The following is a 20,920-nucleotide window of genomic DNA, read 5'->3' as shown; positions in this document are numbered from 1 at the left end:
ATTTTCGGGCACGAGCTTTGGTCCGCCCCGCCGCCTGCACCGCCAAGGGTTGGCGTAGCGCGCCAACTGGCGCCCCCTTGCGCTTCAGCAATATTGTGCAACACCGGGCGAATGATCGAACCTGCCAAGCCGCTCGCCGAACTCACGCTCCGCAGCGTCATCTTGGGCGGGATCATCACGCTGCTGTTCACCGCCGCGAACGTCTATCTCGGGCTCAAGGTCGGGCTCACCTTCGCGACGTCGATCCCGGCGGCCGTCATCTCGATGGCGACCCTGCGCCAGTTTAGCGGATCGTCGATCCTTGAGAACAATATCGTCCAGACCATCGCCAGCGCGGCGGGCACGCTCGCGGCGATCATCTTCGTCCTTCCCGGGCTCGTCATCATCGGCTGGTGGCAGGGCTTTCCGTTTCTGCTGACGGCGGGGATCACGGCGCTTGGCGGCACGCTGGGCGTGATGTTCTCGGTGCCGTTGCGCCGCGCGCTCGTCGTCGAGGGCGAGCTGCCCTATCCCGAAGGTCGCGCCGCTGCCGAAGTGCTTCAGATCGGATCCGCCTCGCACGAAGGCGCGGCCGAGAGCGCCGCCGGACTTCGGCTGCTGATCCTCGGCAGCGTCGCCTCCGCAGGCTTCGCGATCCTCACGCAGATGCGGCTCGCCGCGGCGGAGGTTGGTAGCTGGTTCCGCGTCGGCGCCGGCGCGAGCGGCGTATCGGGCGGGCTGTCCTTCGCACTCTTCGGCGTCGGTCATTTGGTCGGCCTCTCGGTCGGGATCGCGCAGCTCGTCGGCCTCGTCACCGCCTGATTCATCCTGCTGCCGATCCTCACCGCCGCACAGCCGATGCCGGGCAGCGTAGAGGATTGGGCAGGCGCGGTGTTCCGCCAGGACGTGCGCTTCTTCGGCGCCGGGGTGATTGGCGTTGCGGCGGTATGGACGCTGCTGCGCATCGCGCGCCCGGTGGTCGGCGGCGTGGTATCGGCGCTCGCCGCCAGCCGGGCGCGGCACTCGGGCGAGACGCTTGCGCTGCAGGAACAGGATCTGCCGATCGGCGTCGTCGCCGGGGTCGCCACGGCGCTGCTCGTGCCGATTGCATGGCTGCTGTGGAGCGTGGCGTCGGTTGGGCCAATCGCCGGCTCGGCAGCGTTGCTGGTGGGCGGCGCGCTCGTCTTCGTCGTCGTGATCGGGCTGATGATCGCGACGGTGACCGGCTATATGGCCGGGCTGATCGGCGCGTCGAACTCGCCCGTGTCGGGGATCGGCATCCTCTCGATCATCGCCGCCTCCCTGCTGCTCGTCGGGCTGTTCGGCCGCGATCTGCCGGCGGATACCACGGCGTCGCTCGTCGCCTACGCGCTGATCGTTACCGGTCTGGTGTTCGGCATCGCGACGATCGCGAACGACAATCTGCAGGATCTGAAGACCGGGCAACTCGTCGGCGCGACGCCGTGGAAGCAGCAGGTGGCACTGGTGATCGGTGTGATCTTCGGCTCGATCGTGGTGCCGCCGGTGCTCGATCTGCTCAACACCGCCTTCGGCTTTGCCGGCGCGCCGGGGGCCGGGCCCAACGCGCTCGCCGCGCCGCAGGCGGGGCTCATCTCCTCGCTCGCCAAGGGTGTGCTCGGGGGCGACCTCAACTGGTCGATGCTTGGCTGGGGCGCGCTCGCGGGGGCAATCTTCGTCGTGATGGACGAAATACTCGGCAAGCTCGGCCGGATGCGCCTGCCGCCGCTGGCGATCGGGATCGCCATCTACCTGCCGATGGCAGTCATCCTTCCGGTCGTGCTCGGCGCGCTGATCGGCGCGGTCTACGATCGCTGGGCGCGGCGCACCGCCGATCCCGAGCGCGCGGAGCGGATGGGAACGCTGATTGCGACCGGCATGATCGTCGGCGAGAGCCTGTGGGGCGTCGCCTTCGCCGGCATCGTCGCGCTTTCGGGCAGCGACGCGCCGCTGGCGGTGGTCGACGACGGCTTCGCGCCGCTCGCGGCCGGTGGCGGCGCGCTGCTGTTCGCGGTGCTGGTCGCTTGGCTCTACCGCGCCACGCGCCGCGCCGCCGCCGTCACATCCGCGCGATCAGCTGCTTGATATCGACGAAGGAGAAGCCGACCGAACTGTCCGCGATGCCGTACGGCATGAACAATTTGTCGCCGTGCCGCATCGCGCCGCAGGTATAGACGACGTTGGGCACATAGCCCTCGCGGTCCTGGTCCGCGGCGGCGAGGATCGGTTCGCGCGTCCGGCCGAGCACCTTGGACGGATCATCCTTGTCGAGCAGCGCCGCGCCGATCGAATATTTGCGCATCGCGCCGACCCCGTGCGTCAGCAGCAGCCAGCCCTCGTCCACCTCGATCGGCGGGCCGCAATTGCCGATCTGCACCAGCTCCCACGGAAACACCGGCGTCAGGATCAGCTCGCCATCGTCCCAATGATCAAGCCGATCGGAGCGCAGCAGATACAGGTTCTCGCCGTCCTGCCGCCCGATCGAAAGATATTCGCCGTTCACCGTGCGCGGAAACAGCGCGATCCCCTTGTTGCGCGCCGCCGTACCCGTCATCGGCAAGAGATCGAAGCTGCGGAAGTCGCGGGTGCGAAGCAGCTCGGACTGGATCCTCGCGCCGTTGTACGCGGTATAGGTGCCGAGCCACTCGATCGTGCCGTCGTCGTGCGTGAAGTGGACGAGGCGCAGGTCCTCCAACCCCTTCGACTGCGCCTCGGTGATCGGAAAGATGACCGTGCCCGACAGCGTCGAATCGCGATGGCGATGCACCGTGATCGGCCCGCTCGGCATCTCGTCACCGTCGATCCCCGGCGCGTCGGCCGCGGTGGCGAAGGGTGGCTCGGGCGCGAGGCGAAGTTCGTTGTCCTCGCCGATGATGCCTTCACGAAAGGCGACGGACGAGATGTGCCCCTCGCCCACCGCGCGCAGGCTCATCAGGATGCGCTGCGAGCCCGGCGGCATGCCCGACTGGTCGAAATGGGGCACGGCGCTCGGGTTCATCAGCGCGGCGGCGGCGTAGCTGTACTCGTGGCAGAAATAGGCACCAATCAGCTGCCGCTTCTCGTCACCGATGTTGCTGCCATCGAGCCCCATCTGCTCGGCCATGTCGTCGTACCGCGTCATGAACACGCGGCGCGTCTGCCAGTGGCGCGCCTCGAAATCCTTGAGCACCGCCGCAAGCTGCTCGCTCGCCTCGCGCGGCGACATCTCGAGCACCTCGGCGATCATGCGCTCGGCCCGGCTCTGCCCCTGTCCGTTGGTCGCAGACCACGGGATGTGGAACGGGCGCACCACGACGCGCGAAGGATCGGCATGCAGCCGCAGCTGATGATTGAACAGGTCCAAGAAAGCCTCGCGTTGTCGTCAGCAGGCGACGCGCAAGCGGGGCTTACGCGACAGCGCGGTCGGCCCCTGCCATGCCTTGGGTCGCCTTTGATAGCCCCGAAATCGCACAGCTCGACAATTGCAGCGCAAGGATCGATTCTGCACCCTGGTTGCGATTGAGGCCGGTCGGCATCAGCCCGTCGAAGCAGCCGCCGTCATGCATCGTCGCCAATGGCAGATCGAGTTCGTTGAGCCCGAGATACCAGCCGTACGCGCGCTCCGCCTCGTCACGCCAGCGCTGCTCACCCGTCGCCGCGAATGCCGCACAGCAGGCATCGATCGTCGCCTGTGCCTCAAGCGGCTGTTGATCGAACGGCAGCGGCTCGGCATAAGGGCGCCCGAAGCTTTCCGAGCCGATTGCGCGAAAATGCCCGGCGGGGCTCTTCTGCCGACTGATAATCCATTCGAGCGTCTCGACACCAACCGCAATCAGATCGCGGCGATCAAGCGCCATGCCGGCGCGGATCAGCCCCTCAGGGAGGCGCGCATTGTCGTAGGCGAGGACGATCTCGAACCACACCCAGTTCGGTCGCCGCGCTTCGTCGAGCAACGCGACATGCTCGTCCGGGAAGCGCTCCAGGATCGAGCGGGCGAGTTGGTGGCCCGGCGATGCCTCGAGCATCGCGGCGGCGCCGAGCATCGCGAACGCCTGCGCGCGCGGGCTGCCGAGCTCGAGCGCGAGACTCGCGGTCGTGTCGAACATCATCGTCGCCCAGTCGCGATGCTTGCGCGTCCGCGCATCGCGCGCCGTGACGCCGAGCGACCAGAGCGCGCGGCCATTCGAATCCTCCGATCCGCAGTCCTCGCACCACGTACGGTCATAGTTCATGAAGTTGCGGAAGCGCCGCTTGTCGGGGTTCCAGGCATATTGGACGAACGAGGCGTAGATCGTCGTCCATTTGTCGCGCACGACGTCGTCGAGGTTGTCCACCGCGTTCATCAGGATCAGCGCGCGCGCGTTATCGTCGATGCAATAGCCGTGGCGTCGATCGGGCACCGAGTAGATCGAATGCTGAAGCATGCCCGTCGCATCGCTCATCCGCTCGACTGCGGCGATATCGGGCGACAGCACCTTGGGCGCACTCGCGGGCACGATCCGCTTGGGTTGACCGTCGACGATCGCCTCCAATTCGCTCATCGCGCGCTCCGCCACGCGCGACCACGTCATCGTGCGGCCGCGGGCATAGGCTCGCGAGGACAGGCGCGTGCGATTGCGCTCGCTGCCGAGCAGATCGTTGATCTCACGCGAGAACGCCGTCGAATCGCGGAAGTCGACGAGCACGCCGTGGCCATCCGCGAGGATCTCGGTCGCGTGCACGTACGGCGTCGAGATCACCGCCTTGCCGACACCGACCGCGTAGGACAGCGTGCCGCTCGTGATCTGCGCCGGGTTAAGATACGGCGTAACGTAGATGTCCGCCGCCTGAAGGTAATCGATTAGATCGTCCTGCTCGACGAAAGCGTCGATGAAGGCGACATTGTCCGCCACGCCCTTCTCGCCGGCGAGCGCCTTCAGGCTGTCGCGATACTTCTCGCCCTCGTGCGCGACGAGATTGGGATGCGTCGCGCCGAGCACCACGTACATCGCGTCGGGATGCTGCGCGACGACCGCCGGCAGCGCCTCGATCACCGTTTCGATCCCTTTGCCCGGCGCTAGCAGGCCGAACGTGAGGATGACCTGCCGGCCCTGCCAGCCGAACCGCGGCTTGAACGCGGCGGGGTCGGCAAAGACACGGTCGGGAACGCCATGCGGGATGTTGACGATCGACCGCGGGTTCGCACCATAGACACGCGTCAGAATTTCGCGCCCGCGCTCTGCCATGACGACGATCTTCGCTGCCCGGCGCAGCAGCGCCTCCATCACCACGCGCTCGTCGTGGCTCGGCTTCTCAAGCACGGTGTGGAGCGTCACGATCAGCGGCAGCGTGGTGCGATCGAGCAACGCAAGGATGTGTTCGCCCGCCGGCCCACCGTAGATACCATATTCGTGCTGCAGCCAAATCGCCTGCGCGCCCGACGCCTCGATCCGCCGTGCCGTCTCGAGATAGGCCGCGAGATCGTTCTGTGCGATCGTGCCGGTCACCGAGTCGGGATAGCTGTAGCGACCCGGATGATCGTCCATCGCATAGACGTCGACAGTGAGATCGGGGAACCGCCCCGTTAGCGCATTGAACGTATCCGTGGTGAACGTCGCGAGGCCACATTTGCGCGGCAGAAAATTACCGATGAGGGCAAGGTGGCCAACGCCGATCGCCTGTGCCTTTTCGTTCATCGTTCAATGCCTTCGCTTACCGACCCATTCACGGGTTACTCAGCCAGACAACCGGTGGCGCCGCAGTTGGTTGCACACGATGTTGCGATGCAACAACGCCACGTCGCAAAAGTCGATCAGCCGCGCCCCCGATACGACGGGACGCCCTGATCCGGCAGCCAAAGATCTGCGGGCGGCGCCGCGCTCTGCCAGAACACGTCGATCGGAATGCCGCCGCGCGGATACCAGTAACCGCCGATGCGCAGCCACCGCGGCGCCATTTCGGCGACCAGCCGCTCGCCGATGCCGACGGTACAATCCTCGTGGAACGCAGCATGATTGCGGAAGCTGCCGAGGAACAGCTTGAGTGACTTCGATTCGACGATCGTGTCGCCGGGCACGTAGTCGATCACGATGTGCGCGAAGTCGGGCTGCCCCGTTACCGGGCACAAAGACGTGAATTCCGGTGCCGCGAACCGCACGAGATACGTGCGGCCGGGCCGTGGGTTCGGCACGTAATCCAGCACCGCTTCTTCCGGCGTGGCGGGAAGCGCGCTGGTCTGTCCAAGGTGAAGTGTCATGCCGCGACAGATAGGCGGCGCGAACGCTCCGCGCCACCATGTCGCCTGCCAGCTATCGCTCTCACTATGACAGGGGTTCAATCGTGGCCACGATGGCGGCTATTGATGCGTGATGACTCCGCTCGTCTCCACCCAGTGGCTCGCCGACACGCTCGACGCGCGCGACATCCGCATCGCCGACACCAGTTGGTTCCTGCCCACGGAGGCGCGCGATCCCCGGGCCGAGTTCGAGCACGCGCATATTCCTGGTGCGGTATTTCTCGACCTCGCCGATCTGGCGGATACGGCATCGGATCTGCCGATGATGCTGCCGCCGGCGGAGAAATTCGCGAGCCGGATGGCGAAACTCGGCCTCGGCGATGGAACCCGGATCATCCTATACGATAACGCGCCTCACCATAGCGCGGCGCGCGGCTGGGCGATGCTGCGCAGCTTCAGAATGAACGACGTGGCGCTGCTCGACGGCGGCCTTGCAAAATGGCGTGCGGAGGGTCGGCCGATCGCGCAGGACACATCCGGTCCGAAGCCGCGGCACGTCACCGTTCGTGCGCGCGGCAACGGTATCGTCGACCTGGCGACGATGAAGGCGGCGCAGGCGGAGCGCCATACGCAGATCGTCGATGCCCGCTCGCCCGCCCGCTTCGCCGGTACCGAGGCGGAGCCAAGACCCCGCGTGGTACCCGGCCATATGCCCGGTGCGATCAACCTTCACTACGCCGCCTTCTTCAAGCCCAACGGCACGTGGAAATCTGTTGATGACCTTCGCGCACTGTTTGCCGATGTCGGGATCGACCTCGATCGGCCCATGATCGCAACCTGCGGTTCGGGTGTGACCGCGGCGGTAATCGCCTTCGCCGCGCATCTCCTCGGTCGCGGCGTACCAATTTACGACGGAAGCTGGGCCGAATGGGGTAGCGATCCGACGACCCCGAAGGAGACGGGCGCTTGAGCGACGACGATCGGCCGATCCGCGATGCCACGCGTGTCGTCGCCGCTGGGCGACGTGCCGAATGGACGCAGGGCATCGTCAATCCACCGGTGTGGCGCGCCTCGACGCATCTCTACGGCTCGGTCGCCGAGCTGCGCGCCGGGGGCGGCCGTGATACGCACCACCGCCTGTTCTACGGCCGACGCGGCAGCCCCACGCAGTGGAGCCTTGCCGATGCGCTGACCGAGCTAGAGCCGGGAGCGGAAGCGACATTTCTATATCCGTCGGGCGTCGCAGCGATCGCGGCGGCGCTGCTGTCTGTGCTGTCGCCCGGTGACGAGCTGCTGCTCGCCGATACCGCCTACGATCCGACGCGGGCGATGGCGGACGGCCTGCTGCGGCGCTTCGGTATCACGACGCGCTACTACGATCCTTTGATCGGCGGCGGCATCGCCGGCCTGATCGGCGAGCGCACGCGCGCCATCTTCATGGAGAGCCCGGGCAGCCTAACCTTCGAAGTACAGGACGTGCCAGCGATCGTGGCTGCGGCAAAAGCGCGCGGCATCACCACGCTGCTCGACAATACCTGGGCGACTCCGCTCAACTTCCGCGCGCTCCGCCACGGTGTCGACCTGTCGATCCTCGCCTGCACCAAATATGTCGTCGGCCATTCCGACGTGATGTTGGGCAGCGTCACTGCCGCGCCGTCGCACTGGCGCAAGCTCCGCGATACCAGCTTTCAACTGGGGCAAGTCGCCAGCCCCGACGACGCGTGGCTCGCGTCGCGCGGGCTCCGCACGATGGCGGTGCGAATGGCGCAGCACCAGTCGAGCGCGCTACGCATCGCGGAGTGGCTGGATGAGCAGCCGGAGGTCGCACAGGTCCTGCACCCCGCCCTTGCCTCGTCACCAGCCCACGACATCTTCCGACGGGACTTCACAGGATCGAGCGGCCTCTTCTCGTTCGTGCTCGACGGCGGCACCGAGGCGGCGCGCGCTGCGCTGATCGACGGGCTCGAGCATTTCGGCATCGGTTACTCGTGGGGGGGGTTCGAGAGCCTGGCGCTACCCGTCGATCCCCAGCGCTATCGCACGGCCACTACGCCGCGCTTCGCGGGTCCGATCGTACGACTCCAAATCGGCCTCGAGGATCCGGACGATCTGATCGCCGATCTCGCGCGCGGGCTCGCCCGATATAGGGACGCGCTGGGACGGTAGCCGCGTTGCGGTTATCTGCATGACCGGATGGAACGATTAGCTACCGCGGGCCACCGCCCGAGCCGGACGCCGCATCCGTCAACTAGACGGTCGTGGCGCGGAGACGGTCGCGGGGCGCCGCGGAAACTGTACACGCACCGATACGCTGGTGTTCTTGGCGCTGATCGTCGCGGAAACGGTGATGGTCATCAGGCAAGTCCTCCAAGTGCGTAAGTGCACCGGAAAGCCATACGTCAGACGCGCCCCCGCACCGGGATAGACATCTCCAAAAAACGGCGCAAACCCAGCCCGGAACATCCGCAATCGGCGGTAAGAACGCCACGTGAACAAAACGCGAGCAACCTCTGTCCGCATCGAGCTGCGTGGTATGCATGCCTGCTTCCGGCGGCCGGAGTTCGTCGACGATCTCATAAGCTACGACGTCATCTCGCCCTTGGCTGCGACGCGCCTTCTATCGGCGATCAGCACGCGCCCGGATACGCAGTGGATCGTTCGCCGCCTCTGGGTACAGCGTCCAATCGCATTCGAATGGCTGACGATGCAGACGGCACGCGGGCAGAAGCGTGCCTTGGTGCTACGCGACGTCGCCTATACGCTCGATGCCGAACTCGATTCGGCGGTCGGGGAGGACGTCATCGCTACGCGAAGCGACGGTCGCGCGCATCTAGGCCTCACAGACTTCAAGGCTGACGTATCGATGGTAGACAGCAGCGTTCCGCCCCGAACCGCCTACGGCGGAACAGGAAAAATCGACCTCGGCTGGATGATCCATGATCTTGACGGCCGCGGTCGATCACGTGCGCGCTATTTTCGCGCAGAGATGATCGACGGTCTGATCGATCTCGACCAAAGCCAACCGCTCGAACTGGTCAGCTAAGCCGCAAGCTGCAGCCAGATGAAGCTGGTGTCGGAATTAGGCGGCGTGCTCGGCCAGCACGGTCAGCCCCCGCGCATTCACCTCGGCGAACCCGCCGCGGATCGCGATCGTCTCCGCCGCGCCGCCAGCAGTGCGCTGGATCAGCAGGTCGCCATCGCGGATCGTCGACATCAGCGGCGCATGGCCCTCTAGAACGCCGAAATCACCCTCGGTCCCGGGGACGGTCACCATGTACACCTCCTCGCTGCGGACGAGGCGTTCGGGCGTGACGAGTTCGAAGTGCAGCATGTCTGTATCTCGCTTCCCAACGCCGGGGCGAAGGGCGGGAAAGGACTTGTGGCGGCGGGGTTGAAGCCAAAGGCCCGATCCCGCCAGCCGACAATCCCCAGACGCCTATCGCTCCGGGGATCGCAAAGCAGGCTCAGGCGTCCTGCGCCAGCTTCTCGGCCTTGGCGACGACGTCGTCGATGCCGCCGACCATGTAGAAGGCCGCCTCTGGCAGGTGATCGTACTCGCCGTTCACCACCGCCTTGAACGAGCGGACCGTGTCCTCGATCTGCACGAACTTGCCGTCGATGCCGGTGAAGACCTCCGCAACGTGGAACGGCTGCGACAGGAACTTCTGGATCTTGCGCGCACGGCTGACGGTCAGCTTATCTTCTTCGGACAGCTCGTCCATCCCGAGGATCGCAATGATGTCCTGCAGCGACTTGTACTTCTGCAGGATCGTCTGCACGGCGCGCGCTGTCTCGTAATGCTCCTGGCCGACGACGCGCGGCTCGAGCACGCGGCTGGTCGAATCGAGCGGATCGACCGCCGGATAGATGCCGAGTTCGGAGATCGCGCGGTTGAGCACGGTCGTCGCGTCCAAGTGGGCGAACGACGTCGCCGGCGCCGGGTCGGTCAGATCGTCCGCAGGCACGTACACCGCCTGCACCGAGGTGATCGAACCCTTATTGGTCGAGGTGATGCGCTCCTGCAGCGCGCCCATGTCGGTGGACAGCGTCGGCTGGTAGCCCACGGCCGACGGAATACGGCCGAGCAGTGCCGACACTTCTGCGCCCGCCTGGGTGAAGCGGAAGATGTTGTCGACGAAGAACAGCACGTCCTGCCCTTCGACGTCGCGGAAATATTCGGCGATCGTCAGGCCCGACAGCGCCACACGCGCACGCGCGCCCGGCGGCTCGTTCATCTGGCCGAACACCAGCGCCACCTTCGACCCCTCGGTCTGCGGGTTGCCGTCGGCGTCCTTGGCGATGACGCCCGCGTCGAGGAACTCGTGGTAGAGGTCGTTGCCCTCGCGGGTGCGCTCACCCACGCCCGCGAACACCGACGTGCCGCCGTGGCCCTTGGCGATGTTGTTGATCAGTTCCTGGATGAGCACCGTCTTGCCGACGCCGGCTCCGCCGAACAGTCCGATCTTGCCGCCCTTTGCGTAGGGCGCGAGCAGGTCGATCACCTTGATGCCGGTGACGAGGATCGAGCTCTCGGTCGACTGGTCGACGAACAGCGGCGCCGACGCGTGGATCGGCGCGTGGTGGGCCGAGTTGACCGGGCCACGCTCGTCGATCGGCTCGCCGATGACGTTGAGGATGCGGCCGAGCGTCGCCGGGCCGACCGGCACGGTGATCTGCGCGCCGGTATCGGTCACGTTCTGGCCGCGGGTCAGGCCCTCGGTCGAGTCCATCGCGATCGTGCGGACGGTGTTTTCGCCTAGGTGCTGCGCAACCTCGAGCACCAGCCGCTGGCCGTTGTTGCTCGTTTCCAGGGCCGACAGGATCGCCGGCAGGTGGTCCTGCTCGAACGTCACGTCGACCACGGCGCCGATCACTTGGCTGATACGGCCGACTTTGTTGCTGCCCGAAATGGTCGGGCGCTCTTCGAGAACGGTGGCCATCTTGCTTCTACCTTCTTCGTCGTACCTGCGAATGCAGGGGGTGTCTTGGTCGTCGGTCCGCCGGGTGTCAGCCCGTCGCCGGCTCGGTACCATTCAATATAGGCTTGGCGCGCGAGAACGTCACCGTCAGGCGACGCTCACGCGGGGTCGTCTCGCGCTGCACGGCATAGTTCGCGCCGGCTTTCAGCGATCCTGTCGGCCGCTTGCGCCCGTGGATCGCTTCAATTGCGGTGTCGCCGCCGGTGACGCCGAGTTGCGCGAGCGCCTGCTTCATCCACGCGTCGAACTGATCGCGCGCCTGCTGATCGTTCGATCGCGCCGGCTCGACGAGCACGAAGGCGACGCGCTCGAGCGACCCCTTGTCGCCAGCCGCGGAAAAATGCGCCATAACCGGATCGGGGGCAGAAGGATCGGTCAGCGCGGTCGGCAGTGCGTCCGAACGCCACTCATCGCCCTTCTGCTCGTACGGACCCGGTCGCAGGCCAATTCGGCTGAAGTTATCGATCGACTTCTGCGGGTTCGCGAACACGCCGCTCCACGTGCCGCCGGCCAGATTGGGGGACACGAATGCAGTCTTGCCCGCGGCCTTGTCCGTTGCCGCCTGCTCGCCCGCGCCGGGCGCACCGCTGCATCCCGCCGCGGCAAGCGCCGCCGACAACAGGATGCCCGCGCGAATCACAGTGCCTCGGCGCCCGAAATGATCTCGACCAGCTCGGTCGTAATCGCCGCCTGCCGCGCGCGATTATACTGGATCGACAGCTTCTTGATCATGTCGCCGGCGTTGCGCGTCGCATTGTCCATCGCGGTCATGCGGCTACCCTGCTCGGACGCGGCATTTTCCAGCATCGCGCGGAAGATCTGGATCGCGACGTTGCGCGGCAGCAGGTCGGCGAGGATCGCCTCCTCGTCAGGTTCATACTCGACCGCGGCGCCGCCGTCGTTCGGCGCATCGACCGTCGCGGTCGGCACCGAGACTGGGATGATCTGCTGGCCGGTCGGGATCTGCACCAGTGCCGACTGGAACTTGGCGTAGAACAGGTGCGCCACGTCGAATTCGCCGCGCAGGTAGCTGGCGATCAGATCGTCCGCCACTTCGCGCGCCTGATCGAACCCGAGCACCTTGTGCTGGCCAAGCTCATGATCGGCGGCGATCGCATCGGGATAGAACCGGCGCAGCACGCGGCCCTTCTTGCCGGCGAGGTAGAAGCGCACCGTCTTGCCCGCGGCTTCGAGCTCTTCCGCCTTCTTGCGCGCCGCACGCACGATGTTGGTGTTGAACGCGCCTGCAAGGCCGCGTTCGGACGTGACGACGACGAGCAGATGCACCTGATCGCGGCCGGTGCCGGCGAGCAGCGGCGAGCTGCCCTCCGTCACGCCGACCTTCGACGCGAGGCTCGCCATCACCGCTTCCAGCCGCTCGGCATACGGACGGCCGGCAACTGCCGCCTCCTGCGCACGGCGCAGCTTGGCCGCGGCGACCATCTTCATCGCCTTGGTGATCTTCTGCGTCGACTTCACCGAGCCGATGCGGATCTTGAGGGCCTTGAGGCTTGCCATTCGTATCCTCTTGTCGTCACCCCGAGCCTTCGCCCGGCGTCCCGCTGCCTATGTTCCGTCGTCAGGAGCGGGACCCCGGGCCGCGCCCGGGGTGACGACGGTCGATCAAATCAGGCGAAGGTCTTCGCGAACGCGTCGAGCGCGCTCTTCACACCCGCCTTGGCGTCGTCGCCCAGGTCGCGGCTGTCGCGGATCTTCGCCAGCGTGTCGCCATGCTGGTCGCGCATGAACGCGAGCATCGCCGCCTCGTAGCGGACCACGTCCTGCACAGGCACGTTGTCGAGATAGCCGTTGGTCCCGGCGAAGATCGACACCGTCTGCTCCTCGAACGGCAGCGGCGAGAACTGCGGCTGCTTCAGCAGCTCGGTCAGGCGTGCGCCGCGGTTCAGCAGCTTCTGCGTTGAGGCGTCGAGGTCCGAGCCGAACTGCGCGAACGCCGCCATCTCGCGATACTGAGCCAGCTCGAGCTTGATCGAGCCCGACACCTTCTTCATCGCCTTGGTCTGCGCCGACGAACCCACGCGGCTTACCGAGAGGCCGACGTTGATCGCCGGGCGGATGCCGGCGAAGAACAGATCGGTTTCGAGGAAGATCTGGCCGTCGGTGATCGAGATAACGTTGGTCGGGATGTACGCTGACACGTCGCCCGCCTGCGTCTCGATGATCGGCAGTGCCGTCAGCGAGCCGTTGCCGTTGGCGTCGTTCATCTTCGCCGCGCGCTCCAGCAGGCGTGAGTGAAGATAGAAGACGTCGCCCGGATACGCCTCACGGCCCGGCGGGCGGCGCAGCAGCAGCGACATCTGGCGATAGGCCACCGCCTGCTTCGACAGATCGTCGAACACGATCACCGCGTGCATCGCATTGTCGCGGAAATACTCGCCCATCGCGGTCCCGGTGTAGGGCGCGAGGAACTGCAGCGGCGCCGGATCGGACGCGGTCGCGGCGACGACGATGGAATAATCCATCGCGCCGTTTTCGGTCAGCGTGCGGACGAGCTGCGCCACCGTCGAGCGCTTCTGGCCGACCGCCACATAGACGCAGTAAAGCTTCTTCGATTCATCGTCGCCGGCATTGACCGACTTCTGGTTGATGAACGTGTCGATTGCGATCGCCGACTTGCCGGTCTGACGGTCACCGATGATCAGCTCGCGCTGGCCACGGCCGACCGGCACCAGCGCGTCAATCGCCTTCAGGCCCGTCTGCACCGGCTCGTGCACCGACTTGCGCGGGATGATGCCCGGTGCCTTCACCTCGACGCGGCGACGCTCGGTCGACACGATCGGGCCCTTGCCGTCGATCGGGTTGCCGAGGCCATCGACCACGCGGCCGAGCAGGCCCTTGCCGACCGGCACGTCCACGATCGTGCCGGTACGCTTGACGGTGTCGCCTTCCTTGATTTCGGCGTCCGAGCCGAAGATCACGACGCCGACGTTATCGGCCTCGAGGTTGAGCGCCATGCCCTGCACGCCGTTCGAGAACTCGACCATCTCGCCCGCCTGGACGTTGTCGAGCCCGTAGATGCGCGCGATGCCGTCACCGACGCTGAGCACCTGGCCGGTCTCGCTGACCTGGGCCTCGGTGCCGAAATTGGCGATCTGATCCTTGATCACCTTGGAGATTTCTGCGGCGCGAATATCCATTGCTCTTAGCCCTTCCCGACGGCGTCAGCCGTCAGCCTTTCGTCATCGCGCTGGCGAGCGCATTCAAGCGGGTACGGATCGAGGAGTCGATCATCTGCGAGCCGATGCGCACGACCAATCCACCGAGCAGCGCCGGATCGATCGACAGATCGACCGAAACCTCGCGCCCCACGCGGCGGCGCAGCTGCTGCTTCAGCTCGTCGATCTGCTCGTCGGTCAGCGCGTGCGCGCTGGTAACCTCGGCAGTGACTTCGCCGCGATGCCGCGCCGCGAGCTGGCGGAACGCGCGGATGATCGCGGGTAGTTCGGCAAGGCGGCGGTTCTGCGCGAGCACGCCGAGGAAGTTGCGCGTCGTCTGGTCGACGCCGAGCTCGTCCGCGGTCGACAGCACCGCCTTGCCGGCGGCGTCGCGCGCGACGACCGGAGAGGTCGTCAGCGCCTTGAAATCGTCCGACTGGTCGAGCGCCGCGCGCACCTTGGCGAGGCTAGCCTCGACCGTGTCGATCGTCCGGCCCTGTTCCGCCAGGTCGAACAGCGCGGTCGCGTACCGACCGCCAAGGCTCGCCTGGACGCTGCCACCCAAAGTACCGCTGGAACCATCCACGCGAGTCGAATCCCCGTTCTCACAAAAGTGTGACCCCCATGCGAAAACACGGCGCACGATCGGCGCCGACGCTTGGGTTGGCGGGCGCGTAGCAAAGGGGTAGCCGGGATGCAACAATAGTGACGGAGGGGTGACGATGAACGGGAACGAAAACAACGCGGCACAGGCGGGCGAGACGATCCGCATGACGATGCGCGACGGCGCCGAGATCGCGGTCTATCACGCCAAGCCGAACGGCGAGCGGCGCGGCGGCGTCGTGCTGCTGCAGGAAATTTTCGGCGTCACCGATCACATCCGCGAGATGGCGGACGATTTCGCGAGTGAGGGCTATGAGGTATTGTCGCCCGCGCTGTTCGATCGCGAGCATCCCGGATTCGAGGCGAGCTATACCGGTCCGGATTTCGAGCGTGCGGTGGAACTGGCGCGCAAGCTCCACCCGTTCGATCTGTCGGTTGCAGATACGCAGACCTGCATCGATGCGCTGGCCGCTGAAGGCCCTGTCTTCGTCATCGGCTATTGCTACGGCGGGTCGCTCGCTTGGGCGGCTGCCACCAAGCTCGACCGCGTCGCCGCCGCGTCGGCCTATTACGGCAGCATGGTGCCGCAGATCGCCGCCGAAGCCGCGCCGCGCGTGCCCGTCATCGCCCATTTCGGTCGCTTCGACCACGGCATTCCGATGGAGGGCGTCGAGGCGGTGATCGCCAAGGATTTCCCGCTCGCCGAGATTTATGTTTACGAGGCAGGCCACGGCTTCAACTCGGATCGTCGCAAGGACTATCACGAGCCGTCGGCCGATCTGGCGCGCGAGCGGACGCTGGCGCTGTTCCGCGCCAACGGCAGCTGATCGGGCGGCCGGTGCGCTGAGCGATCACCGGCCAGCCATTCGCGTATGCTTGCCTAGTAGAGGATCACTGCGCCCGTCCCCGCGCCTGCACCCCCGCGCGGCGCGCCTCAACCGCTTCCGGGGTCACCGCGCGATTCGCCGCTGACGAGCGTTCGTGCTCCAGCGCCATCGCCTCGCCGAACGGCCGGGCGAACCCGTCGTCGATCAGTCTCTTGTAAGCGGTGATGAAGCCGGCGTCGGCGGAGGCGATGTCCGCCGCCAGCTGCTGCGCCGTCGAGAGCAGCGCGTCCGCAGGCACTACACGATTGACGAGACCCCAGCGTTCGGCCGTCGCCGCATCGAGGAAATTGCCACTGAGCGACAGTTCCTTGGCGCGCGAAATGCCGATCAGCCGCGACAGCTTCTGGCTCAATCCCCACCCCGGCATCACGCCGACGCGCGCGTGTGTATCGGCGAAGCGGGCGTTCTCGCTCGCGATCAGGATGTCGCAGGCGAGCGCGACCTCGAACCCGCCGGTGATGGCGACGCCGTTGATCGCGCCGATCACCGGCTTGCTGCACAATTCGATCGCCTTGACCGGATTCTCGTCCGCTCCGGTCGCATTGGCGGAGCCGAGCGCGCCGGGCTGCGAGCCGAGCTCCTTAAGATCGAGCCCGGCGGTGAAGGCGCGCGTCCCCGCCCCCGTCAGCACCACTGCACGAACGCTGTCGTCGCCATCGATCTGCGACATCACTTCATAGAGTCGTGTGCGTAGCGCCTTCGACAAGGCGTTCATCGCCTCGGGGCGGTTCAGCGTCACCGTCGCGACGCCGTCCGCCTTCTCCATCAATACCAGGTCAGCCATTGGTCTCTCCCGTTTCGCCCGGCCGTTCCGCGGCCAGTGATTGCGCGGCGTGTTTGGCGCATTCCCCGGCATCCTCCTAGCCGCGACACGTCGGCTCGATCTTCGATCGCTGTGGTTTGAGCGCAAAGATCGGGATGCCCGCGCGCGGATACCCGCTAAGATGGCGGCAATGAGCGACAGCATCGATCCAGATACCGCCCGGGCCGCGTTCGAAGCCCGCGATCGCAGCGCCGACGGCACTTTCGTCGGCGCGGTGCGGACGACGGGGATCTACTGCAAGCCGAGCTGTCCGGCGCGGCGCCCGCGGCGCGAGAACATGGCGTTCTACCCCGATCCGACGGCGGCGCGCGCGGCGGGCTACCGCGCCTGCCTGCGCTGCCGACCGGACGAGACGGCGCGTGACACGGTGGCGGTCGCCGCCGCGATCACGCTGATCGACACCGCCGAAACCGCCCCGGCGCTCGATGCGATCGCGCGCCACGTCGGCTACGCCCCGCACCATTTCCATCGCCTGTTCAAGCAAGCAACGGGCGTGACGCCGGCAAGCTACGCGCGCGGGATCAAGGCCGCTCGCGCCGCGCGAGTCCTGGCTGACGGCGGCACGGTAACCGACGCGGTTTATGCCGCGGGCTATTCGGCGCCGAGCCGCTTCTACGCCGACGGCGCCGTCCGGCTCGGCATGGCGCCGCGTGTCTGGTCGCGCGGGGGCGCAGGAACGACGATGCGTTGGACGATCGTCCCGACCGATCTCGGCCCGCTGCTGATCGCCGCGACCGCGCGCGGCATCTGCCGCATCGCCTTCGACGAGGACGGCGCCGCCCTGGCGCAGCGCTTCCCCGCCGCCCGGATCGTCGCCGACGACGTCGCGCTGCAGGAGCTGGCGAGCGAGGTCGTCGCGCTTGTCGAATCGCCGGCGCGGCATCACGATCTGCCACTGGACGTACGCGGCACCGCCTTTCAGGAAGCGGTGTGGCAGGCGCTGCGCACGATCCCGCCGGGCGAGACGCGCAGCTACGCCGAGCTCGCGGCGCTCGCCGGTCATCCGGGGGCGGTGCGTGCGGCCGGCAGCGCGTGCGGCGCGAATCACGTGCCGCTGTTGATCCCCTGCCACCGCGTGACGCGCAGCGACGGCGGCATCGGCGGTTACGCCTACGGCGCCGAGCGCAAGCGGGCGCTGCTCGATCGCGAGACCGAGCGAAAAGGCAATTGATCGCCGGTTAAGCAATTCGCAAAAGGTGCAGCTTAGCGTGCCCGATCGACCATTGGGGAAGAACGATCGTGAGCGCATTCGGGCGTCGTAACGGGATCACAGCGGGCGCACGCCCCGGCTTCGGCGTTGCACGCCCGATGCAGGGCGGCACCGGGCGGCCGGAGGGCGGCGAGCAGTTCCCGCCGATCGATACGCTCGCGCTTCCCGGCGAGATCGCCGCGCCCGATGCCGGCTTGATTCCTGTTGGTCAGATCGACGCGATGCAGCGGCTCGCCGACCGTCAGGCATCATCGGGCGAGGCAGGCAACAGTCGCGTCGAGGGGTTCGAGGCGTCGATCCACAAGATCAAGGAACAGGTGCTGCCGCGCCTGCTGGAGCGCGTCGACCCGGAAGCCGCGGCGACGCTCGGCAAGGACGAGCTCGCCGAGGAGTTCCGCCCGATCATCGGCGAGGTGCTCGCCGAGCTGAAGCTGACGCTCAACCGCCGCGAGCAGTTCGCGCTGGAAAAGGTGCTGGTCGACGAGCTGCTCGGATTGGGGCCGCTCGAGGAGCTGCTCGCCGATCCCGAAATCTCGGACATCATGGTCAACGGGCCCGAGCAAACCTTCATCGAAAAGAAGGGCAAGCTCCAGCTTGCGCAGATCCAGTTCCGCGACGAGGAGCATCTGTTCCAGATCGCGCAGCGCATCTGCAATTCGGTCGGCCGCCGCGTCGACCAGACGACGCCGCTCGCCGACGCCCGCCTCAAAGACGGCAGCCGCGTCAACGTGATCGTCCCGCCGCTCTCGCTTCGCGGCACCGCCATCTCGATCCGTAAATTCTCCGCCAAGCCGATCACGCTCGACATGATGGCGGGTTTTGGCTCGATGTCGCCCAAGATGGCGACCGCGCTCAAGATCGCCGGTGCCTGCCGCTTCAACATCGTCATCTCGGGCGGCACTGGCTCGGGCAAGACGACGATGCTCAATGCGCTGTCGAAAATGATCGATCCGGGCGAGCGCGTGCTGACGATCGAGGACGCGGCCGAGCTTCGTCTGCAGCAGCCGCACTGGCTGCCGCTCGAAACCCGCCCCGCCAACCTCGAGGGTCAGGGCGAAATCTCGATCCGCGATCTCGTCAAGAACGCGCTGCGTATGCGCCCCGATCGCATCATCCTGGGCGAAATCCGTGGATCCGAGTGTTTCGACATGCTCTCGGCGATGAACACCGGCCACGACGGCTCGATGTGCACGCTCCACTCCAACTCCCCTCGCGAGGCGCTGGCGCGTATGGAGAACATGGTGATGATGTCGGACATCAAGGTGCCCAAGGAAGCGATCAGCCGCCAGATCGCTGATTCGGTCGACATGATCATTCAGGTGAAGCGCCTGCGCGACGGCTCGCGCCGCGTCACCAACGTCACCGAAGTGATCGGCATGGAAGGGCCCGTGATCGTCACGCAGGAGCTGTTCAAGTTCGAGTATCTCGACGAGAGCGCCGACGGCAAGATCATCGGCGAGTATCGCGCGATGGGCCTCAGGCCCTATTCGATCGACAAGGCCAAGCAGTTCGGGTTCGACCAGGCGTTCCTTGAGGCGTGCCTGTAATCGTCACGCTTGACCTTAAGCGCTGATCGGGCACCGGTGCAGCCGCGGGCGGGCCCGCCCAACGCAGTGATGGCGGATCTGCGCGACAGCCGGTAAGCGGGCACGTGTTTCTCCTTCCCATGCTCCTGTCGGCGCTCGCGCTGCCTGCCGCCCAGCCGGCTGGAACCGCGATCCTAGCGACGGATGCGGAGACGCGCTGGGTGCCGTTCGATCTGACGCCGGGCAACCAGTTGCGCTTCACCATGGCGATCGACGGCCGCCCCGCCACCGCGATCCTCGATACCGGCGTCAGCTATTCGGTGCTGTCGCGCCGCTTTGCGACGGCCGCGGCGATGCCGGTCCGTCCGGGTGGCAGCGCGACCGCGATCGGTGGTCTGGTCGATATCGGCTGGGCCAGCACGCGCACGGTGACGCTCGGCGGTGTCACGCGGCGCGGTGGCGGGCTGACCGTCGCGACGCTGCCGGCGCTCGCTACCGGTAGCGCCAAGGCGGTCGACCTTCTCGTCGGGCGCGATCTGACCGGCGCCTATGCGCTCGACATCGATTACGCCAACAGGCGTTTTCGCCTGCTGCCGAGCGGCCGGATGCCGTTCAACGGGCGTACCGCGCCGCTCGCGATCTCGCGCGATCGGCTGGTCTACGTCAGCGAAGTCACGCTCGGCGCCGCGCGGCTGCGGCCGATGGTGGTCGATACCGGCGACGGATCATCGATCACCGTCACCAGCGGCGGGTGGAAGGCTGCGGGGCTGACGACGACACCGACGACAACGGCGATCTCCTTCGGGCTGGCGGGCGCCGTGACGAGCACGATCGGCATCGTCCCGGCGCTGACGCTCGGCCAGTTGACGGCACGCTCGGTCGAGGTGCGCGTCGAGCCGGCCGGCGGTTTCTCCGAATCGATCGAGGTCGCGGGGCGGATCGGCTCGGGGTTTCTGCAGAACTATCGCGTCCTGCTCGATCCCACCGCCGGCCGGATGGTGCTGAGCCCGGGCCCGACTGCCGATCAGCCACCCGTCAGATCGACCAGCGGGCTGCTGGTCGGCGTCGACACCGATCGGCTGCGCATCCTTCACGTGATGCGCGGCGGCCCAGCGGCGGCGGCGGGATGGAAGGAGGGTGAGACGGTCTGCACGATCGACGGCCAGCCGATCCCCGCCAACTACGGCAGTAGCAGCTTAGCCACCTGGTCCGCCGGCGCGCCGGGCCGTGTCGTCACGCTCGGGCTGTGCGACGGCACGCAGCGACGGCTGACGCTGCGGCGCTTCTACTAACTATTGCTTGATCGCGAGGACGATCAGCACAAGCGCGCCGCCGATCGCCGCCAGCTGTACCGTGCGCCAATCGACGATCCCAACCGCATCCGGATCGTGACGGCGCGTGCGGCGGCGATCGCGCCACGCCGCGAGCAGCGCCGCAGCCGTACACGATCCCGCCGCCCCCAGCAGCACCGCTTGCGTCGCCATCGACTTGCCTCCACACCCCGTGCCATCGCGCCGCTCAAACGC

Annotated in this window: 18 protein-coding genes and 1 pseudogene; 8 read left to right on the top strand and 11 right to left on the bottom strand. The window is 66.8% G+C overall.

Annotated elements, in window-relative coordinates; genetic code table 11:
* Positions 1–111: 111 nt before the first annotated feature.
* Positions 112–2,082 (top strand): annotated as a pseudogene (locus F1C10_RS01965) (OPT family oligopeptide transporter).
* On the opposite strand, the gene F1C10_RS01960 reads toward F1C10_RS01965, so the two are convergent.
* The 3 genes from F1C10_RS01960 to queF form a co-directional block, all read right to left on the bottom strand.
* Positions 2,057–3,340: a glycoside hydrolase family 130 protein gene (locus F1C10_RS01960; RefSeq protein WP_185208341.1), complete on the bottom strand. Its 1,284-nt coding sequence runs from the start codon at positions 3,338–3,340 to the stop codon at positions 2,057–2,059. The pseudogene F1C10_RS01965 and the gene F1C10_RS01960 sit on opposite strands and share 26 nt — an antisense overlap.
* Before the next feature lie 43 nt (positions 3,341–3,383).
* Positions 3,384–5,651, bottom strand: a complete 2,268-nt coding sequence (locus F1C10_RS01955; RefSeq protein WP_185208339.1) for a glycosyltransferase family 4 protein — start codon at positions 5,649–5,651, stop codon at positions 3,384–3,386.
* A gap of 116 nt (positions 5,652–5,767) precedes the next feature.
* Positions 5,768–6,211 (bottom strand): preQ(1) synthase, encoded by a 444-nt coding sequence (gene queF, locus F1C10_RS01950; RefSeq protein WP_185208337.1) that lies wholly within the window; start codon positions 6,209–6,211, stop codon positions 5,768–5,770.
* 112 nt (positions 6,212–6,323) lie between these two features.
* Between queF and F1C10_RS01945 the strand changes: the two genes are divergently transcribed.
* The 3 genes from F1C10_RS01945 (at position 6,324) to F1C10_RS01935 (ending at position 9,233) form a co-directional block, all read left to right on the top strand.
* Positions 6,324–7,160 (top strand): sulfurtransferase, encoded by an 837-nt coding sequence (locus tag F1C10_RS01945; RefSeq protein ID WP_185208335.1) that lies wholly within the window; start codon positions 6,324–6,326, stop codon positions 7,158–7,160.
* Positions 7,157–8,356 carry a cystathionine beta-lyase gene (gene metC, locus F1C10_RS01940; protein ID WP_185208334.1) on the top strand — a complete coding sequence of 400 codons (1,200 nt, stop codon included), beginning with the start codon at positions 7,157–7,159 and terminating at the stop codon, positions 8,354–8,356. The genes F1C10_RS01945 and metC overlap by 4 nt, the downstream gene beginning before the upstream one ends.
* Positions 8,357–8,678: 322 nt before the next feature.
* A complete protein-coding gene (locus F1C10_RS01935; protein ID WP_185208332.1) occupies positions 8,679–9,233 on the top strand; it encodes a type I-E CRISPR-associated protein Cas5/CasD in 555 nt (184 codons plus the stop codon).
* A 36-nt stretch (positions 9,234–9,269) separates the two neighbouring features.
* On the opposite strand, the gene F1C10_RS01930 is transcribed toward F1C10_RS01935, so the two are convergent.
* The 6 genes from F1C10_RS01930 to F1C10_RS01905 all read right to left on the bottom strand — a co-directional run bounded on the left by F1C10_RS01930 (position 9,270) and on the right by F1C10_RS01905 (position 14,910).
* Entirely contained in the window at positions 9,270–9,521 is a 252-nt protein-coding gene (locus tag F1C10_RS01930; RefSeq protein ID WP_185208330.1) for an ATP synthase F1 subunit epsilon, read from the bottom strand.
* Between the two features lie 133 nt (positions 9,522–9,654).
* Positions 9,655–11,130, bottom strand: a complete 1,476-nt coding sequence (atpD, locus tag F1C10_RS01925) for a F0F1 ATP synthase subunit beta (RefSeq protein ID WP_185208328.1) — start codon at positions 11,128–11,130, stop codon at positions 9,655–9,657.
* A gap of 67 nt (positions 11,131–11,197) precedes the next feature.
* On the bottom strand, positions 11,198–11,809 hold the full coding sequence (locus F1C10_RS01920; RefSeq protein WP_185208326.1) for a hypothetical protein: 612 nt from the start codon (positions 11,807–11,809) through the stop codon (positions 11,198–11,200).
* Positions 11,806–12,687: a F0F1 ATP synthase subunit gamma gene (locus F1C10_RS01915; protein WP_185208324.1), complete on the bottom strand. Its 882-nt coding sequence runs from the start codon at positions 12,685–12,687 to the stop codon at positions 11,806–11,808. Before F1C10_RS01915 ends, F1C10_RS01920 begins: the two co-directional genes overlap by 4 nt.
* 110 nt (positions 12,688–12,797) lie before the next feature.
* Positions 12,798–14,327: a F0F1 ATP synthase subunit alpha gene (gene atpA, locus F1C10_RS01910; protein WP_185208322.1), complete on the bottom strand. Its 1,530-nt coding sequence runs from the start codon at positions 14,325–14,327 to the stop codon at positions 12,798–12,800.
* Between the two features lie 31 nt (positions 14,328–14,358).
* A complete protein-coding gene (locus F1C10_RS01905) occupies positions 14,359–14,910 on the bottom strand; it encodes a F0F1 ATP synthase subunit delta (RefSeq protein WP_374939376.1) in 552 nt (183 codons plus the stop codon).
* A 157-nt stretch (positions 14,911–15,067) separates the two neighbouring features.
* Here F1C10_RS01905 and F1C10_RS01900 point away from each other — a divergent pair, with 157 nt between their 5' ends.
* Complete coding sequence (locus tag F1C10_RS01900; protein ID WP_185208319.1) at positions 15,068–15,775, top strand: dienelactone hydrolase family protein; 708 nt, start codon at positions 15,068–15,070, stop codon at positions 15,773–15,775.
* 64 nt (positions 15,776–15,839) lie between these two features.
* Here F1C10_RS01900 and F1C10_RS01895 read toward each other — a convergent pair whose 3' ends face one another.
* On the bottom strand, positions 15,840–16,619 hold the full coding sequence (locus F1C10_RS01895; RefSeq protein ID WP_185208317.1) for an enoyl-CoA hydratase: 780 nt from the start codon (positions 16,617–16,619) through the stop codon (positions 15,840–15,842).
* A 169-nt stretch (positions 16,620–16,788) separates the two neighbouring features.
* Between F1C10_RS01895 and ada the strand changes: the two genes are divergently transcribed.
* The 3 genes from ada (at position 16,789) to F1C10_RS01880 (ending at position 20,686) form a co-directional block, all read left to right on the top strand.
* Positions 16,789–17,829: a bifunctional DNA-binding transcriptional regulator/O6-methylguanine-DNA methyltransferase Ada gene (gene ada / locus F1C10_RS01890; protein WP_185208315.1), complete on the top strand. Its 1,041-nt coding sequence runs from the start codon at positions 16,789–16,791 to the stop codon at positions 17,827–17,829.
* A gap of 68 nt (positions 17,830–17,897) precedes the next feature.
* Positions 17,898–19,415 carry a CpaF family protein gene (locus F1C10_RS01885; protein WP_185208313.1) on the top strand — a complete coding sequence of 506 codons (1,518 nt, stop codon included), beginning with the start codon at positions 17,898–17,900 and terminating at the stop codon, positions 19,413–19,415.
* A gap of 104 nt (positions 19,416–19,519) precedes the next feature.
* The gene (locus tag F1C10_RS01880; protein ID WP_258043018.1) at positions 19,520–20,686 is read left to right on the top strand and encodes an aspartyl protease family protein; all 1,167 of its coding nucleotides are present in this window, start codon (positions 19,520–19,522) and stop codon (positions 20,684–20,686) included.
* On the opposite strand, the gene F1C10_RS01875 is transcribed toward F1C10_RS01880, so the two are convergent.
* The gene (locus F1C10_RS01875; protein ID WP_185208311.1) at positions 20,687–20,878 is read right to left on the bottom strand and encodes a hypothetical protein; all 192 of its coding nucleotides are present in this window, start codon (positions 20,876–20,878) and stop codon (positions 20,687–20,689) included.
* Positions 20,879–20,920 lie beyond the last annotated feature (42 nt).

Source organism: Sphingomonas sp. NBWT7 (assembly GCF_014217605.1).
Lineage (GTDB): Bacteria > Pseudomonadota > Alphaproteobacteria > Sphingomonadales > Sphingomonadaceae > Sphingomonas.
Note: the sequence above shows the minus strand (reverse complement) of the source record. Positions and strands in the feature narration are given on the sequence as shown.

Coding starts and splice junctions, on each gene's coding strand:
- F1C10_RS01955 (WP_185208339.1), bottom strand. CDS start 5,651: ATGAACGAAAAGGCACAGGCGATCGGCGTTGGCCACCTTGCCCTCATC.
- queF (WP_185208337.1), bottom strand. CDS start 6,211: ATGACACTTCACCTTGGACAGACCAGCGCGCTTCCCGCCACGCCGGAA.
- F1C10_RS01945 (WP_185208335.1), top strand. CDS start 6,324: ATGACTCCGCTCGTCTCCACCCAGTGGCTCGCCGACACGCTCGACGCG.
- F1C10_RS01930 (WP_185208330.1), bottom strand. CDS start 9,521: ATGCTGCACTTCGAACTCGTCACGCCCGAACGCCTCGTCCGCAGCGAG.
- atpD (WP_185208328.1), bottom strand. CDS start 11,130: ATGGCCACCGTTCTCGAAGAGCGCCCGACCATTTCGGGCAGCAACAAA.
- F1C10_RS01915 (WP_185208324.1), bottom strand. CDS start 12,687: ATGGCAAGCCTCAAGGCCCTCAAGATCCGCATCGGCTCGGTGAAGTCG.
- atpA (WP_185208322.1), bottom strand. CDS start 14,327: ATGGATATTCGCGCCGCAGAAATCTCCAAGGTGATCAAGGATCAGATC.
- F1C10_RS01900 (WP_185208319.1), top strand. CDS start 15,068: ATGAACGGGAACGAAAACAACGCGGCACAGGCGGGCGAGACGATCCGC.
- F1C10_RS01895 (WP_185208317.1), bottom strand. CDS start 16,619: ATGGCTGACCTGGTATTGATGGAGAAGGCGGACGGCGTCGCGACGGTG.
- ada (WP_185208315.1), top strand. CDS start 16,789: ATGAGCGACAGCATCGATCCAGATACCGCCCGGGCCGCGTTCGAAGCC.
- F1C10_RS01875 (WP_185208311.1), bottom strand. CDS start 20,878: ATGGCGACGCAAGCGGTGCTGCTGGGGGCGGCGGGATCGTGTACGGCT.